This window comes from Burkholderia sp. AU15512 (genome assembly GCF_002223325.1).
Taxonomy (GTDB): domain Bacteria; phylum Pseudomonadota; class Gammaproteobacteria; order Burkholderiales; family Burkholderiaceae; genus Burkholderia.
In genome coordinates, this window is the sequence record NZ_NKEX01000008.1 from 864,323 (window position 1) to 880,685 (window position 16,363).

Annotated in this window: 18 protein-coding genes; 10 read left to right on the top strand and 8 right to left on the bottom strand. The window is 64.5% G+C overall.

Annotation, left to right across the window (positions count from 1 at the left end):
- The first annotated feature begins 8 nt into the window (after positions 1 to 8).
- Genes CFB43_RS36145 through CFB43_RS36165 form a run of 5 tightly spaced genes read left to right on the top strand, consistent with a single transcriptional unit; the run spans position 9 to position 4,386 of the window.
- Entirely contained in the window at positions 9 to 1,022 is a 1,014-nt protein-coding gene (locus CFB43_RS36145; protein ID WP_089498836.1) for an ATP-binding cassette domain-containing protein, read from the top strand.
- Complete coding sequence (locus CFB43_RS36150) at positions 1,015 to 2,094, top strand: ABC transporter permease (RefSeq protein WP_089498837.1); 1,080 nt, start codon at positions 1,015 to 1,017, stop codon at positions 2,092 to 2,094. Before CFB43_RS36145 ends, CFB43_RS36150 begins: the two co-directional genes overlap by 8 nt.
- 53 nt (positions 2,095 to 2,147) lie before the next feature.
- Positions 2,148 to 2,690 (top strand): hypothetical protein, encoded by a 543-nt coding sequence (locus tag CFB43_RS36155; RefSeq protein ID WP_059590725.1) that lies wholly within the window; start codon positions 2,148 to 2,150, stop codon positions 2,688 to 2,690.
- Between the two features lie 2 nt (positions 2,691 to 2,692).
- Positions 2,693 to 4,111, top strand: a complete 1,419-nt coding sequence (locus CFB43_RS36160; RefSeq protein ID WP_089498838.1) for an FAD-binding oxidoreductase — start codon at positions 2,693 to 2,695, stop codon at positions 4,109 to 4,111.
- A gap of 32 nt (positions 4,112 to 4,143) precedes the next feature.
- Positions 4,144 to 4,386, top strand: a complete 243-nt coding sequence (locus CFB43_RS36165; RefSeq protein ID WP_089498839.1) for a hypothetical protein — start codon at positions 4,144 to 4,146, stop codon at positions 4,384 to 4,386.
- A gap of 108 nt (positions 4,387 to 4,494) precedes the next feature.
- Here CFB43_RS36165 and CFB43_RS36170 read toward each other — a convergent pair whose 3' ends face one another.
- From CFB43_RS36170 to CFB43_RS36180, 3 genes are read right to left on the bottom strand one after another with little or no spacing between them, the layout of a single operon-like run.
- A complete protein-coding gene (locus tag CFB43_RS36170; RefSeq protein WP_089429834.1) occupies positions 4,495 to 5,847 on the bottom strand; it encodes a TRAP transporter large permease in 1,353 nt (450 codons plus the stop codon).
- 4 nt (positions 5,848 to 5,851) lie between these two features.
- Entirely contained in the window at positions 5,852 to 6,424 is a 573-nt protein-coding gene (locus CFB43_RS36175; RefSeq protein ID WP_089498840.1) for a TRAP transporter small permease, read from the bottom strand.
- Positions 6,421 to 7,407, bottom strand: coding sequence for a TRAP transporter substrate-binding protein (locus CFB43_RS36180; RefSeq protein ID WP_089429836.1), 987 nt, complete (start codon positions 7,405 to 7,407; stop codon positions 6,421 to 6,423). Before CFB43_RS36180 ends, CFB43_RS36175 begins: the two co-directional genes overlap by 4 nt.
- 767 nt (positions 7,408 to 8,174) lie before the next feature.
- On the opposite strand from CFB43_RS36180, the gene CFB43_RS36185 reads away from it, so the two are divergent.
- From CFB43_RS36185 to CFB43_RS36195, 3 genes are all read left to right on the top strand, one after another.
- The gene (locus CFB43_RS36185) at positions 8,175 to 8,561 is read left to right on the top strand and encodes a hypothetical protein (protein WP_089498841.1); all 387 of its coding nucleotides are present in this window, start codon (positions 8,175 to 8,177) and stop codon (positions 8,559 to 8,561) included.
- Positions 8,562 to 8,907: 346 nt separating this feature from the next.
- A complete protein-coding gene (locus CFB43_RS36190; protein WP_089498842.1) occupies positions 8,908 to 9,486 on the top strand; it encodes a DUF4337 domain-containing protein in 579 nt (192 codons plus the stop codon).
- Positions 9,487 to 9,599: 113 nt separating this feature from the next.
- Positions 9,600 to 10,082, top strand: coding sequence for a hypothetical protein (locus CFB43_RS36195; protein WP_089498843.1), 483 nt, complete (start codon positions 9,600 to 9,602; stop codon positions 10,080 to 10,082).
- Between the two features lie 219 nt (positions 10,083 to 10,301).
- On the opposite strand, the gene CFB43_RS36200 is transcribed toward CFB43_RS36195, so the two are convergent.
- The gene (locus CFB43_RS36200) at positions 10,302 to 11,312 is read right to left on the bottom strand and encodes a helix-turn-helix transcriptional regulator (protein ID WP_256990219.1); all 1,011 of its coding nucleotides are present in this window, start codon (positions 11,310 to 11,312) and stop codon (positions 10,302 to 10,304) included.
- Positions 11,313 to 11,797: 485 nt separating this feature from the next.
- On the opposite strand from CFB43_RS36200, the gene CFB43_RS36205 reads away from it, so the two are divergent.
- Positions 11,798 to 12,910, top strand: coding sequence for a histidinol-phosphate transaminase (locus tag CFB43_RS36205; RefSeq protein ID WP_089498845.1), 1,113 nt, complete (start codon positions 11,798 to 11,800; stop codon positions 12,908 to 12,910).
- A gap of 63 nt (positions 12,911 to 12,973) precedes the next feature.
- Here CFB43_RS36205 and CFB43_RS36210 read toward each other — a convergent pair whose 3' ends face one another.
- Together CFB43_RS36210 and CFB43_RS36215 are read right to left on the bottom strand one after the other, a co-directional pair.
- Complete coding sequence (locus CFB43_RS36210; protein ID WP_089444442.1) at positions 12,974 to 13,225, bottom strand: hypothetical protein; 252 nt, start codon at positions 13,223 to 13,225, stop codon at positions 12,974 to 12,976.
- A gap of 505 nt (positions 13,226 to 13,730) precedes the next feature.
- Positions 13,731 to 14,219, bottom strand: a complete 489-nt coding sequence (locus CFB43_RS36215; protein ID WP_089498846.1) for a RidA family protein — start codon at positions 14,217 to 14,219, stop codon at positions 13,731 to 13,733.
- 281 nt (positions 14,220 to 14,500) lie between these two features.
- Here CFB43_RS36215 and CFB43_RS36220 point away from each other — a divergent pair, with 281 nt between their 5' ends.
- On the top strand, positions 14,501 to 14,800 hold the full coding sequence (locus CFB43_RS36220; RefSeq protein ID WP_011350136.1) for an H-NS histone family protein: 300 nt from the start codon (positions 14,501 to 14,503) through the stop codon (positions 14,798 to 14,800).
- A gap of 163 nt (positions 14,801 to 14,963) precedes the next feature.
- Here the strand turns inward: CFB43_RS36220 and CFB43_RS36225 are convergent, their stop codons facing one another.
- Both CFB43_RS36225 and aroE read right to left on the bottom strand, forming a co-directional pair.
- Complete coding sequence (locus CFB43_RS36225) at positions 14,964 to 15,296, bottom strand: cupin domain-containing protein (RefSeq protein WP_089498847.1); 333 nt, start codon at positions 15,294 to 15,296, stop codon at positions 14,964 to 14,966.
- Between the two features lie 221 nt (positions 15,297 to 15,517).
- Positions 15,518 to 16,357 carry a shikimate dehydrogenase gene (aroE, locus tag CFB43_RS36230; protein WP_089498848.1) on the bottom strand — a complete coding sequence of 280 codons (840 nt, stop codon included), beginning with the start codon at positions 16,355 to 16,357 and terminating at the stop codon, positions 15,518 to 15,520.
- Positions 16,358 to 16,363: the final 6 nt, after the last annotated feature.

Here is a 16,363-nt window from a genome sequence, read left to right on the forward strand (position 1 = left end):
AGCCGACGATGAGCGATTCGTTCCTCGCCTCCGTGCGCGCGCTGTTCGGCCCGCACACCGCGTTCGACCGGCCGCTGCGTGCCGGCACGCAGCCGCTGCCCGATGCGCACTCGCCGGGTGCTGCGCTCGGCGCGCGCGCGATCGACGTCGCGGCCGGCGATTTTCATTTCTCCGCACGGCATGTGCGATTCCGGCTCGGTGCAATCACCGCGATCGTCGGGCCGAACGGCTCCGGCAAGACCACGCTGCTCGAAACGCTGCTCGGCTTCCGGCGCGGCGGCACCGACGTGCGCGTGCTCGACGTGCCGGCCGCGCGCTTCATGCGCGATACGCCGTCGTTGCGGCGCATCGGCGCGCAATTGCAGAAGGTCGAGTATCCCGACCATCTCCGCGTGTCGGAGATCGTCGCGCTACACCGCGCGATGTACGTGCGTGCGGACGCCGCGGTCACGGATGCGCTCGGCATCGCCGAACTCCTCGACAAGCCGTGCCGCGCGCTGTCGAAGGGGCAGCGCCAGCGCATCGATCTCTACGTCGCGCTCGCGCACCGGCCCGAGCTGGCCGTGCTCGATGAACCGTTCACGGGCCTCGACCGTCGTTACGCGGGCGTCGTGATCGACCTGCTGCGCCACCGTGCACGCGGCACGAGCGTCGCGATGATCTGCCACGCCGAGGAAGAGCTGGCCGTCGTCGACGATCTCGTGTGGGTGCGCGACGGCGGCGTGCGCTACCAGGGCGACAGGGACACGCTGCGCGCCGAGCTCGTCGGCGAGGCGCGCGCGGTCCTGCACTGCCGCGACGAAGCCGACGCACGCGCGCTACGCAAGCGGCTCGCGGCGCTGCCGGGCGTGACCGGCGTGCGCGTGTCGGCCGCGCATGTCGTCGAGGTGTTCGGCGATGCGACGCTGCATCCGAACGTGCACCGCATCGTCGGCGAACAGGGCATCCAGCACCTCGCGCTCGCGCCGAGCACGCCGGGCGACCTGCTGCGCCTCTGTACCGAGGGCCCCATCCATGACTAAGGTGTTCCTGATTCTCGTGCGCAACGAGCTGCTCGGCTATCTGCGCAGCCGCTCGTCGCTGTTCTGGACACTCGTGTTCCCGGTGTTCCTGCTGAGCGTGATGCTGTTCGCGTTCGGCGGCTCGGGTTCGCTCGGCACCGCGGACATCGCGTTCGTCGTCCCCGGCGGCGCGACCCCGTACAGCCGCGCCTGCGAAGCGCAGATCGTCGACAGCCTCACACACAGCGACACGGTGAAGGCGACCTTCGACGGCCGCGGCGCGGCGGCCGACCGCGTGACCGTCGTGCTCGGCCACGACGAGCGCACGCCGGCCACGATCCGCTACGACTTCAACGGCTCGCTCGCGGTCAAGGCCGCATCGCGCGTCGTCGAGATCGCGCTCGCGCGCTGCGCCGCGCAGCGGCTCGGGCTGCCCGCCGCGCAGGCGCGCTTCGAGAACGCGGCACCCGCGCGCCGCCCGTTCGACTATGGCGCGTTCTTCGCGACCGGCATTCTCGTGATGGCGTTCATGGCGATCGGCCTCAACTCGACGACGACCGCGATCGCGTCGCTGCGCGAACGCAATACGTTCAAGCTGTACGTGTGCTTCCCGGTCTCGCGTGGCGTGTTCCTCGCCGCGCTGATCGTCGCGCGGATGATCATGATGGCGCTGTCGGCGCTCGTGCTGCTGACCGTCGCGCGCGTCGCGTTCGGCATCGCACTGCCGATCGCGACGCCGGACGGGCTGCGCGCGCTGCCGATCGTGCTGCTCGGCGCGGCGATGGTGCTCAGCATCGGCGTACTGCTCGCGAGCCGCGCCAAATCGCTGGCTGCCGCCGAACTCGCGTGCAACGTCACCTACTACCCGCTGCTGTTTTTCAGCGACCTGACGATCCCGATGCACGACGCGCCGGCCTGGCTGAAGGCGGTGCTCGCGTTCCTACCGACCAACCAGTTCGCGGTCGCGCTGCGCGGCGCGCTGGTCGACGGCGCCCCGTATGCGCAGCTCGCGCCGCAACTGCTCGGCATGACCGCGAGCACCGCGCTGTTCCTGTTCGCCGCCGCGCGGCTGTTCCGCTGGCACGACGCGTGACGCGTCGCCCGCTGTTTCACTGTTTCGATGTTTCGACGAAGGAGAATCCCCCGATGAAATCGAGCAATCCCATCACCGACTACCTGCTGCACGCGAGCAACTTCCTGCCGGCGATCGTGTTCCTGTTCTACGGCCGGCTCGGCCCCGAGCAGCCGGACGTGCGCTGGACGCATGCGTTCCTGATCGGCGGCGTGCTCGCGCTCGTGCATGGTGCGTGGCTGATCCGCCGCGCGGACCGCAACAGCATCGCGATCGGCGTCGACCTGTTCCTCGTGATCGGCGCGGTGCTCGCGCTCGTGTCGCCGACAGGTAGCCGTTTGTGGGGCGAGGAGCTCGGGCCGGCCGCGATGCTCGTCTGCGTGCTGGTCGTCGGCATCGTGCATACCGCGTGGTCGGACGGCGGGTTCGTCGACGGCACGTTCGTCGACCATGCACGCGCACGCTCGCTGTCGATCGTGCTGCTCGCAGTGACCGTCGTCGCGCTCGCGGTGTCGATCGCGATGCGCCACAGCCCGCTGTGGGGCGGCGTCGTGCCGCTGATCGCGCTGGTCGTCGTGCGCGGCCGGCTGCGCAAGCAGCTCGTGCGGGCCGGCTGACGATGAGCGCGCTGCCCGACCGCGCCGCGCAGCGGCACGCGCTCGCCGCGACGCTCGGTGACGGCTGGCTCGACGGGGCATCTTCCGACGAGTGTTCATCGTATGTAACGGACGTGACGCTCCACGGCGGTATCGCGCTCGGCGTCGCACGGCCGGGCTCGACCGCCGACACGAGCGCGCTCGCCCGAGTCGCCGTCGCGCACCGCATCGCGTTGATCGCGCAGGGTGCGCGCACCGGGCTCGTCGGCGCCGCCGTGCCCGATCGCAGCGGTACGCAATGCGTGGTGTCGTTCGACCGGATGCGCGCGGTACGTGCGTTCGACGCGGCGAATCGCAGCATCACGGTCGAGGCCGGCGTGCGGCTGTCCGACATCAACCGCGTGGCGGCCGAAGCCGGCCTCTGCCTGCCGATCGATCTCGGCAGCGATCCCACGGCCGGCGGCCTCGTCGGCGCGAACGCGGGCGGCAGCCGCCTGATCAAGTACGGCGACGTGCGCCGCAACGTACTCGGCGTCGAAGTTGTGCTCGCCGACGCGGCGGGCACCGTGATCGACGCGCTTGCGCCGCTACGCAAGCGCAACGCGGGCTTCGACGTCACGCAGTGCTTCATCGGTGCGAACGGCGCCAACGGGCTCGTGACGGCCGTGTCGTTCGCGCTCGCGCCTGTAGAACGATCGTCGTGCGCGGCGTTCGTCGCGTTCGCGTCGTACGACGCGGCGCTCGCCGGCCTGCTCGCGTTCGAGCGTGCATTCGGCGAGATGCTGTCGGCATTCGAATTCATGTCGGCTGCCGCCGTCGGCTGTGTCGCTACCGCGTTTCCGGCGGCACGCATTCCGTTCGAAGCCGACGCTGCCGCGTGCTATGCGCTCGTCGAGATCGCGACCGGCATGCCGGGGCTCGATGCGCTGCTCGAGGAACGCACGATCGCGACACTCGACGCGCTCGCGGGCGAACACGTGGTGCTCGACGCGGCCTGCGCGCCGGCCGAACGGTTCTGGCGGATCCGCGACGCACTGCCTGCCGCGGTGGCGCAGGACGGCATCCCGCTGTCGTTCGACGTGTCGTTTCCGCGCGGTGCGCTGGCCGCGTTCGTTGCCGACGCCGAGCAGTGGATCGCGACCGCGCACCCGTCGCTGCGCTGTCACACGTTCGGGCATTTCGGCGACGGCGGCTGCCATCTCGTCGTGTCGATCCCGCACGCCTGCGCGGAGCGCTACGGGCCGCTGCAGCAGGTGGCGCTGCGCGGCGCGCTGTACGACCGCGTCGTGCGGGCCGGCGGCTGCTTCAGCGCCGAGCATGGCGTCGGGCCGGTCAACGTCGCGTACTACCGCAAGCATGTGCCGGCCGCTCAACGGCAAGTCGCTGCCGCCGTCCAGCACGCCGTCGACCCGCTGGGTCTGATCGGGCGTGTCCGCTATTGATGCGCCGTCAAGCGGCGCCACGGAGAATTCGCATGATCCTTCGACATCCGCCCGGCCCGGGTACCGATTCCGAACCGGATGACGAACCGACGTTCGCCGGCATCCCGGCCACGCTGCCCGACTCGGGGGTCGTGGTCAACGTGCGAGGGGTGGCGTACGTGATCCAGCTGCCGCCGCGCGATCATGCGCGCCCGGCGCTGTGGCGCGAGCTGGCGGATTGGCGCGACGACCGGTCGGCGGGCAGCAACGGCGAGCCGGAGGCGCGGCAGGATTGAGCGTCGATGTGCGTTCCGGTGCCTTGAAAGGCCACCGCAGAAACGACCGCGGCGCCGGACAACCTCGGTCGTCCGGCGCCGCGTCGGGCGAAGCACGCGATTCGAAAATCAGAACACCGCGTGCCCGCTGATCAGGCTCGGCAGCCACGTCGAGAAGAACGGCAGGTACGTGACGATGTTGATCGCACTGAAGATCGCGAGGTAGTACGGCCACGCCATCTTCGTGGTCTCGCCGATCGACACGTTGCCGATCGCGCAGCCGACGAACTGCACCGAGCCGATCGGCGGATGCACGAGGCCGAGCGAGCAGTTCAGCAGCAGCATGATCCCGAACTGCACCGGCCCGACGCCGCACGCCATCGCGATCGGCAGGAACAGCGGCGTCGTGATCAGGATGTGCGCGGCCATGTCGACGAACGTGCCGAGGAACACCTGGATGATGTTGATGTACAGCAGCATCAGCCACGGCGCGGCGGTCGACTGCTTCAGCAGCCCTTCGATCGCATCCGGGATCTCCAGGTACGACATCTGGAAGCGCAGCATGTTGGACACCGCGATCAGCAGCAGCACGACGCCCGTCGTGCGCGCCGCATGCGACAGCGCGCGACGCAGCTTCTCCGCCGTCAGCGTCCGGTAGACCACCGCGGTCAGCACGAGCGAGTACACGACGGCGATCGCGGCCGCTTCGGTCGCGGTGGCAATCCCCTTCGCGACGCACACGAGGATGATCGCGATCACCATCAGCCCGGGCACCGCGCCGACGAAGCTGCGCAGCACCGCATACCAGCCGGGGAACGCGGGCAGCGCGGACGAACCGTCTTCACGGCGCGGATAGCCGTGACGCACGGCCTGCCAGTATGCGGCGGCCAGCACGAAGCCCATCACCCACAACACCGGCAGCAGCCCCGAGAACAGCAGGTCGCCGATCGACACGCCGCTCACCGGCTGGCCGTGCAGCATCCCGGTGATGCCCTGCGCGGCGAACGCGTAGATGATCATGTTGGTCGACGTCGGCATCAGCGCGCCGGCGAGCGACGCATGCGTCGTCACGTTCACCGCGTACGCGGCGCTGTAGCCTTCGCGCTTCATCAGCGGAATCACCACGCCGCCCATCGCCGACGTATCGGCGGTCGGCGAGCCCGACACGCCGCCGAACAGCGTACAGGCGACGACGTTCGCCATCCCGAGGCCGCCGCGGAAGTGGCCGACCGTCGCCTGCGCGAAGCGCAGGATCCGGTCCGCGATGCCGCCATGCAGCATCAGTTCGCCGGAGAAGATGAAGAACGGCACCGCGAGAAACGAGAACGCATTCATTCCCGAGATCATGGCCTGCATCGCGGTCGCGATCGGCAAGCCTTCGACCAGATAGGTCAGCACGCAGGCGATGCCGAGCGCGAACGACACGGGCACGCCCAGCACGAGGAAAATCAGAAAGCTGACGGACAGGATCGCGAGTTCCATGGCGTTATTGTCCCGGCGTAGAACGACGAAGCGCGAGCAGGTGCTCGAGCGAGAAGAGGATGATGGCGATCGCCGCGGGCATCGCGATCAGGTAGCGCACGCCTTCGGGCAGCCCGATGATCGGGATGCGGTCGCCCATCGTCTCGGCGGCCATGCTGCCGCAGCCGATCATGATCATGATCGCGAACGCGATCAGGCTCAGGTGCTGGATCGCGATGACGACCGTGCGCGCCTTCGGCGACAGCCGGCGCACGAGCGAATCGAGGCCGATATGGCCACCGTCGCGCACCTTCATCGCCGCCCCGAACATCGCGATCACGATCACGAGCAGCAGCGCGATCGGCTCCACGAAATCGGGCGCGTTCTCGAACACGTAGCGCATCACGACCGCGTAGAACACCAGCACCGTCAGCACCGCGAGACACGCCGACGCGATCACGGCCAGCACGCGGAACAGCACGTCGTTCACGCAGCGCAACAGCGGCGCGGCATGCGGGCGTGGCGCTGTTGCGCCGTCCGGGGCGGCGGCCCCGCTGCCCGAGGCGGTTGCGCCGTTCAGGGAAGTGCGACGTGTCACTTGGTGGCCTCGATCTCGTCGACGATCTGCTTCATCTGCGGCGTCTTTTCATACTTCGTCCACAGCGGCTGCATCGCCTTCACGAACGCCGCGCGGTCGATCTGCGCGGCCGGCAGGATCTTCGCGCCGCCCTTCGTCACCAGCTGCTGCGCGGACGCTTCGCGTGCCGTCCAAAGCTTCTGGTAATACGGCACCGAATCGGCCGCCGCCTTCCTGATCGCCGCCTGCTCCTGCGGCGACAGCGTGTCCCAAACCTTCTTCGAGAACACCAGCACTTCCGGCGTCATCGCGTGCTGCGTCTCCGAGTAGTCGGGCGCCACTTCGTAGTGCTTGGTTTCCTCGTACGACGGCAGGTTGTTTTCGGCTGCGTCGACGAGGCCCGTCTTCAGGCCCGTGTACACCTCGGCGAACGGCATCGGCGTCGGCGTGCCGCCCATCGCCTTGATCTCGTCGACCATCAGGTCCGACGGTTGCACGCGCACCTTCAGCCCCTTCATGTCCGCCGGCGAGCGCACCGGGCGCTTCGCGTAGATCGAGCGCGCGCCGCTCTCGTAGAACGTCAGCGCGATCATCCCCTTCGCGGTGAACGCGTCGAGGATCTTCTGGCCGGCCGGGCCGTACATCGCCTTGCGGAAATGATCGACGTCGCGGAACAGGAACGGGAACGACGGGATCAGCGATTCCGGCACGATCTCGTTGAACGACGCGCCGTTCACGCGTGCCATGTCGATCGCGCCGATCCGCACCTGGTCGACCGTGTCCTTCTCCGAGCCGAGCGCGCTGTTGCCGAACACCTTGATCGAATCCTTGCCGCCCGTCTGCTTCGACAGCTCGTCGCCCATGAACTTCACGGCCATGTTGGTCGGGAAGTTGTCGCCGTGCACGTCCGCCGAGCGGAACACGCGCGCCTGCGCAGACATCGCGAAGCCGGCCATCAGCGCGACGGCCAGGGCGATACGGGAGCGGTTGAATCGGTGCTTCATCGTCAGTCTCCTTGATGGTTGTGCTCGTTGTTGCGCGGCGATCCGCCGGCATGCGCATTCTTCGGCGCCGTGCTCGCTGACCGCAGAGTCATACGTCGTATGACGTGTTGACGCGAATGTACGTCGGTTAATCGTTTAACTCACTTGGTGCATACCCGTAGAGCGGCTGTCGTGGCGGGGTTGGGGTGCATTTCAGGGAATCGTTTTCTCTGTTTAGGCGAGTTTGGGCGAAACGTTTTCTGGGAAGGGGTTTGTGTTCAAGCCGGGCGACCGACCGGCCACTTCCATCGGAACCGGAAAACAAACTTTCGCTTCGCTTTCCGTTGTCGTAGGATGACTGATCACAATTGCGACCGGTCGGCACGATGTGAGGAGCGCATGCCGGCCATGCACCGCCGCGCACGTCACGACCAGGAAGGAACACACAGAATCCGGGTACCGGCTGGCGCCTACGCCTACCCCGCCGTAGGGCGCCAGAGTACGTGCGACTGGCGCCACGGTGTTGCGACTCAGCGTGACCAAGTAACTGCGACCGCTCTACGCATTGCCGACAACACCCCGTGATGTCGCCGCCCGGACTCATACCGCATAAGTCGCATGTTCGCGTAGGGCGCACGGCTGGCACCATGCTTGTCGGACTTTCGACCAAGTCGATGTAACCGGCTTGGCTCGGAACTCCAACGGCGGCTCCGGGCCACGAGCAGTCGCTCGACGCTGCAGCCCAGATCACCGACAATTGGATGTCGATAGTCCACTCGAACGTTGCTATGAACGCCAGGAGTTCCCGCTTCTTTGTCGCTGGTTGTATTGAGGAGCCTGTTTTTGTCCTGGATGGGGTCGCTTCGGAATGGTTGTTCGTTTCAAAATTCTGGCAAAGGGCAAACACCTTGCTCGGGACAATGTTCGATCAGTTCGAAGAGGAAGTGGCCGAGCCCGCGATACTTGGCCAAATCGCATGTGAGCTGGCACATCAAATTTGCGAACTTGTGGAGCGGGAAGACGAGACTATTAGCTTCGTCTACAGATGGACCCCACAAGGGGACGTCCATGTTCTGGAGACGCGTCGAGCGACCCTTATCTCGCAGTTAGAAGCAGTCCGTGACTTCCTTCTCCTGGCGGCCAAAAATGATGAAGCACTCGAGTTGAGCCTTTAGGTAGATCAACAATCAGATGGCTTGCCTCTCCGGATGCAGCAAAATTTCTTGGTGTCGGAGTGACCGAAGTTGGGCGGTGGAATTGTCCGCTGCGGGTCGACTGCTGTCGACTCATACTGGGGAAGTGGCAATTCATGCACAATGTCGAACCGTCGCCCTTTTGGCGGGAGTCGGCGTTCAAACAGCGTGAGGTCCGCACACCATGGTGCGTTCGTTCACACTTTCGCACGGACGGACTGCCCCAACCGAGCTGCGACCCAGCGATAGCGCTACCACTTTTGCTACACGCTCCTCACGTGCGTGGGAACCGCGTACAAGCCCTTCAACTCATGTGAACGTTCTTGTCATGCCAGAAGATTTCGAAGTTCACGGCCCGCACGATCATGCAGTAGAGCACCCCGCGGCGCATGAAGAAAGCCACGGAGCGGCGCGCATCGCCGTGATGACTGCTGTCCTCGCCTGTGTCGGCGCGATTTCCGCATACCAGAGCGGTGCGGAAGAGAATTTCGCGTTGCTGCACAAGAACGAGGCCGCGATCCAGAAAACCGAGGCGGCTAACCTGTGGGCCTATTACCAGGCAAAGGGCGAGAAGCAGAATCTAGCCGAGCTCGGTGCAGCGTTGAGCCAGGAAGCATTGCCGCAAAGAAAGCGTTTCGAAGCAGACGCGGCGCGGTATCGCGAAGAGAAGGAGCCGATCCGCAAGCGCGCCGAAGCGCTCGAGCAAGAGGTTGTGAAGAGCAATGCTGCAAGCGAGGAGCGGCTACACCGGCATCATCGTTGGGCGCAGGCCACTACCATCATCCAGATCTCGATCGCACTTGCTGCGATCACGATCCTCACGCGGCGGAAATGGATGCAACACCTGTCGATGGGTGCTGCCGCGATCGGCGTCGTACTGGCAGGGCTGGCGCTCTTTGGTGTGTAGCGGCCCGACGAGCGGGCACTTGTGGGCCAAGAGCGGTCGTCGACACCACGGAGGTCGCAGGGGAGCGGAAAGACCTATCCTGCACAACTTCCATGGGCTAAACCTGACACGTCATGAACGCAAATCTAGGTATTGTTCTTCATAAAAGCGAACGGGAATCGACGCTACGACAATTGCCTCCCGAGACAAGATCCTGGGGCGATGAGGTCGTGGAGGTTGACGCACCCAATCGCTATGCATTTCCAGGCCTTGATGGCGTCGAATTTCATATTTATCCAGTCACCGACTTCATTCGGAGCCGGTTGCCAGCAAGTGAAAGGTCTGCAAGCCTGGAGTATGCCTGGATGACCGGCGCTGCCTTGAGCAGTTACGCATCTTGGAGCCAGACACACCACGACGAAGCGGCATTCGTCCCGCTCGAACTCGGTTTCGTCACGTTGCTACGTCAACTTTGTTTTTGGGCCGTATTGTTTGCCCCCGAAGGGGAAAGGGTTGGCGAGATTGCCGCCCTTAGCGCGGAAGATACGGTGCGCCTTCTGAGGCATGGTGTGCAGAGCATAGCTGAATGCCCAGGGTTTTTAGCGCTGAGCGAATAGCCTGTCAGCGTTGCCGAATGGACGTCCGCTTTGGGTCAGCTGCAGTCACCTGAGTACAACGAAATGCCACTACGTTGGCGCCGCAGTAAGCCAATCGCACGACCTCCGACGCACCGCCCCAGCACCGGTGGCGCGACTAGACGTAAGTCGCCGATTTTCTGCGCACGCCGTTGCCGATACCCTGGCCCCCTACGCCCACGCTTGCCCCACCCCGCCCCCTCACGTCTGCATAACCAGCGACGTCAACTGCGCCGCCCGCCCCACCGCCGTCTTCGCATAGATCGACTTGATCTGCGTGCGGATCGTGCCGATCGACACGCCGCGCAACCCGGCGCATTCCTGCGGCGACAACCCGTCGCAACACAGCAGCACCGCAAGATCAGCCTCGGCCGACGACAGCCCGTAAAACACGCGCAGCCGCTGCGCACGGGCCGACGGCGAACGCAGGTCGGCGGCCGTCATCAGCGTCGCGACGCCCGGCCGCTCGCGCATCAGCCGCGACTGCTCGGGCACCGGCATCAGCGCCAGCGGCAACGGTTCGCCCGTTGTGCGCCGTAGCAACAGCCCGCCGCGCGCGTACGCGTGCCGCCATTGCGCATCGTCGACGCAGCCTTCCGGCGCGAATCGCCCGTTCACGACCCGCAGCGCCGGTTCCGCCGCGATCAGCTGATCGGCCGCGCGATTTGTGTAGCGCAACTCACGCTGCGCGCCGAGCAGGAAGACCGGCACCGGAAGCGCATCGAGCGCCGATTCGGCGGCGGCCACGCGCGCCTCGAGCTCGCCGATCCGCGCCTGGATCTGCAGCGCACGGCTGATGTGCATCCCCATGTTTTCGATCGCGTGGCGCTGATCGTCGGACAGCCCCTGCGATTCGAGGCCGCCCTGGACGCTGAGGAATGCGCCCGAGCCCTCGCTGCGATGGATGTACAGGCCCGAAATGCTGCCGAGCCCGAAAGGGTGAAGGAATTCCTGATAGAACGCGCTGTGCGCGCGCTGGTGCGCGGACAGGTGCTTGACGTCCTCGAACCAGCGGCCCGCCGGCCAGTCGGCGGCGACCGGCACGACCGGGTCGTACCGATAGAACTCGGTGTTGTAGGTGTGATAACACGCGGCGACCCATGACGCGTCGTCACCCGCCGCCTGCTCGATCGCCGGCACCCGCGCCGCATCGTCGAATGACAGCAGCGTGACCATGCGCACGCCGACGCACGATCGCAGCCCGTCCAACACCGTTTCCCATCGCTGATCGCCCAGCGCCGCAGCGTAGACGTCATCGATCCATGCGGATGGAATCAACCCGTTCATTTGCATCTGGCCACCCCGCGCCGTGCGTTTTTGTCGAACGTCTTCTGCGCATCTTAGTCAATCGGCGCCCGCGTTTAAATCACTCGTTCGCGTTTGATCGAAATACCACGTTTGTTACCGTCTATCGTCAGACGTAATGGCCGTTATTCCGGCCCGCACGGTGCCGGCCGCTTTTCATCCGGATCACGGTATGCCATGATGCAGCGCATGACGATTCGAAACACCACGCTCTCGCTGCACCATCACCACGGACGCACGCTGTTGCGCCGTGGCTCGTTTCGCATCTAGCAATTGCATCGGGTGAATGCCCGATCAAGACGACAACCAAGGCGCCTCCGGCGCCTTTTTTGTTTTTTGCCGCCTTGAAAGCGGACCGCGCCGATCAATCGAACCCGTATGGAGTGTTTTCAATGCAACAGCCCTGGAAAGACATCGCCTTGTCGGATTTACCGCTTCGCGAGGATCTCAAGTTGCGGCACGCGTACGGGGCGCCGCAACTCGCTGTGCCGGTCTGCCTGAACGTCAACGAGAACCCCTATCCGCCGTCGCCCGCGCTCGTCGAGCGCATCGCGACCGCGGTGGCCGACGCCGCGCGCGCGGCGAACCGCTATCCCGACCGCGACTTTGCCGAGCTGCGCGCGCATCTGGCGGCGTATCTGATGCACGACACCGGCGTGGCGGTCGACGCATCGAGCGTCTGGGCGGCCAACGGCTCGAATGAAGTGATCCAGCAGATCCTGCAGGCATTCGGCGGCCCCGGGAGATCGGCGCTGGCCTTTACGCCCGCGTATCCCATGTATGACGAATACTGCCGCACGACTTTCACGCGCCTGCATACCTTGCCGCGCACCCGGGATTTCGCGCTGGATCTGGATCAGGCCCTCGACAGCATCCGCGAGCACCAGCCGAGCGTCATCCTGCTGACGTCGCCGAACAACCCGACCGGCACCGCGCTGCCGGTCGACGATATCCGCGCGATACTCGACGTCGCGCCGGGCGTGGTGGTCGTCGACGAGGCCTATGCGGAATTCCGGCGTCACGGCGTCCCCAGCGCGGTGACGCTGCTGCCGGAGCATCCCCGGCTCATCGTCACCCGCACGCTGAGCAAGGCGTTCAAGTTCGCGGGCGGCCGCGTCGGGTATTGCGCGTGTGCGCCTGCGATCGTCGAAGGTCTGAAGCGGGTTCGATTGCCCTACCACCTGTCCGCGTTCACCCAGGCGGCGGCCTGTGCGGCGCTGGTCGCGCGCGACGAGATGCTGTCGCAAGTCGAGGCGATCAAGGCCGAGCGCGATTCGACCGTCGACTGGCTGCGTGGCCTGGGCCTCACGGTGGCCGATTCCGATGCCAACTTCGTGATGTTCGGCGAGTTTGCGGATCGGCACCGGATCTGGAGCGGCCTCCTGCGTCACGGGGTCCTGATTCGGGAGTCCGGCCCGCCGGCGTATCTTCGCGTGTCGATCGGCACCGGCGCGGAGATGGCCGCGTTTCGTGCGGCGCTGCTCGACGTGATGGCGCTCGAATAAGCGACCGGCCATCCGGTCGACGACACGATGAAGCGCATGCCCGCGCCGTATCCGACGATGTGCTTACTTCATCGTCGAAAACCGCATTTCCATCGCGTTGATCTTCGCGAGCACCGCTTCGCTGAGCGTTCTGACGTGGCGCGGCACGTCGGGTGCCGACAGCAGCTCCTCGATTCGCCCGCGCCAGTAGCTCGGATGCCGCACGCGCCCCGCACCCGACATCGACACATCGTCAGCGTTCGTCTCGCTGTCCAGGAGAGCCACCATTCTCTGAATGTGAGAAAGCTCTCGTTCCGCATAGTCTCGTGCCAGCATATTGATTGAAATTCCCCGAAATACGACAGCAGGCCTTCCGTCATCAACGCGCCATCGTGTTGCGGTGTAAAGCATTCACCGCACACGTCTGTCGCCATCGTACGCAGGCGCTGTGTCAGTAAACCGCATGGGCATTTGCTGATTTCGATACGGAATGGGGAGCCTGTCCGATTGTTCCGACGACTTCCGGCCCCGATGCCCTGTGGTCAATCGTAGGCTGACTGTTGGGCGATGACATCTCCCAAAGTGGGGATGCGGGGCGATATTGGCGGGGCGGTATTTTCCGGAATTGTCAGGTCGTCGGGCGGTGCGCGGAAGGCATGCGGTTGCCGCCTGAAGCTTCGCGAGATCCTCCTCGACGAGCAGCCTGTCGAAGTCCCTTGGCGGCAATTGCTTGCTTTGCTTTCCGTATCGCCGGCGCGTGCTTTCACCGGCAGGCGCGTCGTGCGTCGAGTATGGGAATGTTTCGCGCAACTACACACTCACGAGACATGGTCCGCTGAAGTCAGATACCGACATCGCCCTGCTTCAGCCCGAAAACGAAATCGACTTCCACCGACGCCCCTTTGGGCAATTGCAGCACGCCGACCGACGTACGCGTATGAACGCCTGCGTCGCCAAGCACCGCGTACAGCATGTCGGATGCGCCGTCGGCGACTTCGCTTTGCATCGTGAAGCCGGGTGCGCTTCGCACATACACGGTGATGCGCGGCACGGTTGCTATCGCGTCGAGCGTGCCGCGGTGCTTCCTGATCAGCGACAGCGCACGCAGCACCGATACGCCGGCGGCCCGGCGACCTTCGTCGAGCGAAACGGATTCCCCCACTACGCCCACGAAATGCACCACGTCGCCGATCCGCGGAATCTGGCCGGCAATGTAGGCCGTGTTCCCGTCCACCAGAATGGGCGTGTACTTTCCGCCGATCCTGATTTCCTCGTCCGGATTGAAGCCGAATTCGGCCGCGACCTGCATCAGCTTATCGTCTCTGTTCATTGGTGAATTCCCCGATACTTCAGAAAAATGTAAAGAATAATTAAGTCTCGTCCGCTTGTCTCGACGAAAAAATCCCGCCGCGTCCGATCAAAGCGACGTGCCGCCGCCGTTAAAAGTTTCCGGGTAATCCTCTACGCTTTCTCATACATGACACACTTTTCAGGTGTTCGAAGCAGTCCTGCATTGCTTTATCGATGACAAATCTCGTAGTCGAAGAGAATTTCCTCAAAACTTTCCGCTGAAACCGCTATCATATGTGTACTCAACCTGAAGAGTGATACATGGCAACGTACAAGGAACTGAAAGCCCAAATGGAAGCTTTGGCCGAGAAAGCCGAAGCTGCACGTGCCGCGGAATTCCAGGCGATCGTCGACGACATCCGCACCAAAGTTGCGGAATTCGGCATTACCGAGAAAGACATTTTCGGTACGCGTCGTGGTCGACCGGCCAAGCAAGCGGCCGCCCCCGTGCAGGCAAAGTATCGCGACCCGAAGACCGGGGCAACCTGGTCGGGCCGCGGTCGCGCGCCCGCATGGATCAAGGACGCGAAGAATCGCAATCGATTCCTGATCCAGGAATAAGATTCTCGACGCGCACCGGCGCGCGCACGAGCGCGCCGTCCTGCTATTTGGGCATCGATACCGGCGGTATTTAAAAGCCGTTCCGGTGTGGTGAAGATTTGCGCCATCCGGCGCGTGGTTGCACGCTACGCGCCGGATTTCGTGTCGCCCAAACTTTCCTGATTCAAGGTTCGTAATAAATCGCAAGCCAGACGGATTGCGTTGCTTCGTGCGTCCATGCAACGCGATGTCGGCAATGCGGCTCGATCAGCACGTAGTCTCCGGGATGCATTTCATGGCGCGTCGGGCCTTCTTCGAATTCGAGTACGGCTGCGCCCGACAGCAATACGACCCATTCGGCGCGTGAGTCGTCATACCAAAAGCCATCGGGGCTCGTGTGCCCCATCGACACGATTCGCTCTACGTTCAGACGCTGCCCGGTGACGAGGCGGTCGATTTGTTCATCGTTGCCGCGCTGGCCATCGGTGGTGAAAAGATTGCCGGTTTGAAGTTGCATGGGGTGGCCTCGTCGATGATCGTCGGGGAAAGAATCGTGCGTTGAGTGACGCAGACTTTCACCTCCGTCTAACGATCACCATTGACGCTGACTCGTTTCATCGGAAACAGCATCATAGCGTTCCACATGCCTGAAATCGGCCGTGGATTCAACCCGTCGACACATCGAATTGATGAACGCGCTCAGCAGATGTATCGAAGTCCCGTATCGCTCGCGGACGTTCACACGCGATCCAGCGGAACGGTAAGCAGGTCGATCACCGCTTGCGTCTCGGGGCGCACGCCGCGCCACCACGCAAAGGCTTCCGCCGCCTGCTCCACCAGCATGCCAACACCATCGGCTACACCGGCGACCCCGGCATTGCGCGCCAGTCGCAAGAACGGTGTGAGGTGCTTGCCATAGGCCAGTTCATAGGCTGTACCACGCGGGCTGAATACGCCGGGCGGCACGGGCGGCAAATCGCCGGTAAGACTCGCGGACGTCGCGTTGACCACCAGATCGAAGCGCCCCATGCGATCGAGTTCCCCGTAAGCGCACGCCGTGATCGGCCCATACGAAGCCAATTGCGATGCCAGCGCTTGCGCTTTCTCGACATGACGATTAGCCACCACCAGTTGTGCGGGGCGCGCGCCCAGGAAGGGAAGCAACGCGCCGCGGGCCGCGCCGCCGGCGCCCAGCAGCAACACACGCTTGCCCGCGAACGGCGTGTGAAGATTCACCTCGATATCACGCAGCAGACCGATGCCGTCGAAGTTGTCTGCGAGAATCCGGCCGCCCTCGAACTTGAACGCATTCGCCGCGCCTGCAAGCGTCGCGCGCTCGCTGCGCTCATCGGCCATGTCGAATGCCGCAAGCTTGAACGGCGCCGTGATGTTCATGCCCTTGCCGCCGGCCGCGATAAATGTCCGCACCGTTGCCGCGAACGCGTCATCCGGTTCGCACGGCCCCTCGATAGCCGTGTAGTGCATCGCCTGTTGCGTCGCTTCGGCGAAAAGACCATGAATCAGCGGGGATTTCGTATGGCCGATCGGATTGCCGATCACCGCATAGGTATCGCTCATCGTCGC

Coding starts and splice junctions, on each gene's coding strand:
- CFB43_RS36145 (WP_089498836.1), top strand. CDS start 9: ATGAGCGATTCGTTCCTCGCCTCCGTGCGCGCGCTGTTCGGCCCGCAC.
- CFB43_RS36150 (WP_089498837.1), top strand. CDS start 1,015: ATGACTAAGGTGTTCCTGATTCTCGTGCGCAACGAGCTGCTCGGCTAT.
- CFB43_RS36155 (WP_059590725.1), top strand. CDS start 2,148: ATGAAATCGAGCAATCCCATCACCGACTACCTGCTGCACGCGAGCAAC.
- CFB43_RS36160 (WP_089498838.1), top strand. CDS start 2,693: ATGAGCGCGCTGCCCGACCGCGCCGCGCAGCGGCACGCGCTCGCCGCG.
- CFB43_RS36165 (WP_089498839.1), top strand. CDS start 4,144: ATGATCCTTCGACATCCGCCCGGCCCGGGTACCGATTCCGAACCGGAT.
- CFB43_RS36170 (WP_089429834.1), bottom strand. CDS start 5,847: ATGGAACTCGCGATCCTGTCCGTCAGCTTTCTGATTTTCCTCGTGCTG.
- CFB43_RS36180 (WP_089429836.1), bottom strand. CDS start 7,407: ATGAAGCACCGATTCAACCGCTCCCGTATCGCCCTGGCCGTCGCGCTG.
- CFB43_RS36185 (WP_089498841.1), top strand. CDS start 8,175: ATGAACGCCAGGAGTTCCCGCTTCTTTGTCGCTGGTTGTATTGAGGAG.
- CFB43_RS36190 (WP_089498842.1), top strand. CDS start 8,908: ATGCCAGAAGATTTCGAAGTTCACGGCCCGCACGATCATGCAGTAGAG.
- CFB43_RS36195 (WP_089498843.1), top strand. CDS start 9,600: ATGAACGCAAATCTAGGTATTGTTCTTCATAAAAGCGAACGGGAATCG.
- CFB43_RS36205 (WP_089498845.1), top strand. CDS start 11,798: ATGCAACAGCCCTGGAAAGACATCGCCTTGTCGGATTTACCGCTTCGC.
- CFB43_RS36210 (WP_089444442.1), bottom strand. CDS start 13,225: ATGCTGGCACGAGACTATGCGGAACGAGAGCTTTCTCACATTCAGAGA.
- CFB43_RS36215 (WP_089498846.1), bottom strand. CDS start 14,219: ATGAACAGAGACGATAAGCTGATGCAGGTCGCGGCCGAATTCGGCTTC.
- CFB43_RS36220 (WP_011350136.1), top strand. CDS start 14,501: ATGGCAACGTACAAGGAACTGAAAGCCCAAATGGAAGCTTTGGCCGAG.
- CFB43_RS36225 (WP_089498847.1), bottom strand. CDS start 15,296: ATGCAACTTCAAACCGGCAATCTTTTCACCACCGATGGCCAGCGCGGC.
- aroE (WP_089498848.1), bottom strand. CDS start 16,357: ATGAGCGATACCTATGCGGTGATCGGCAATCCGATCGGCCATACGAAA.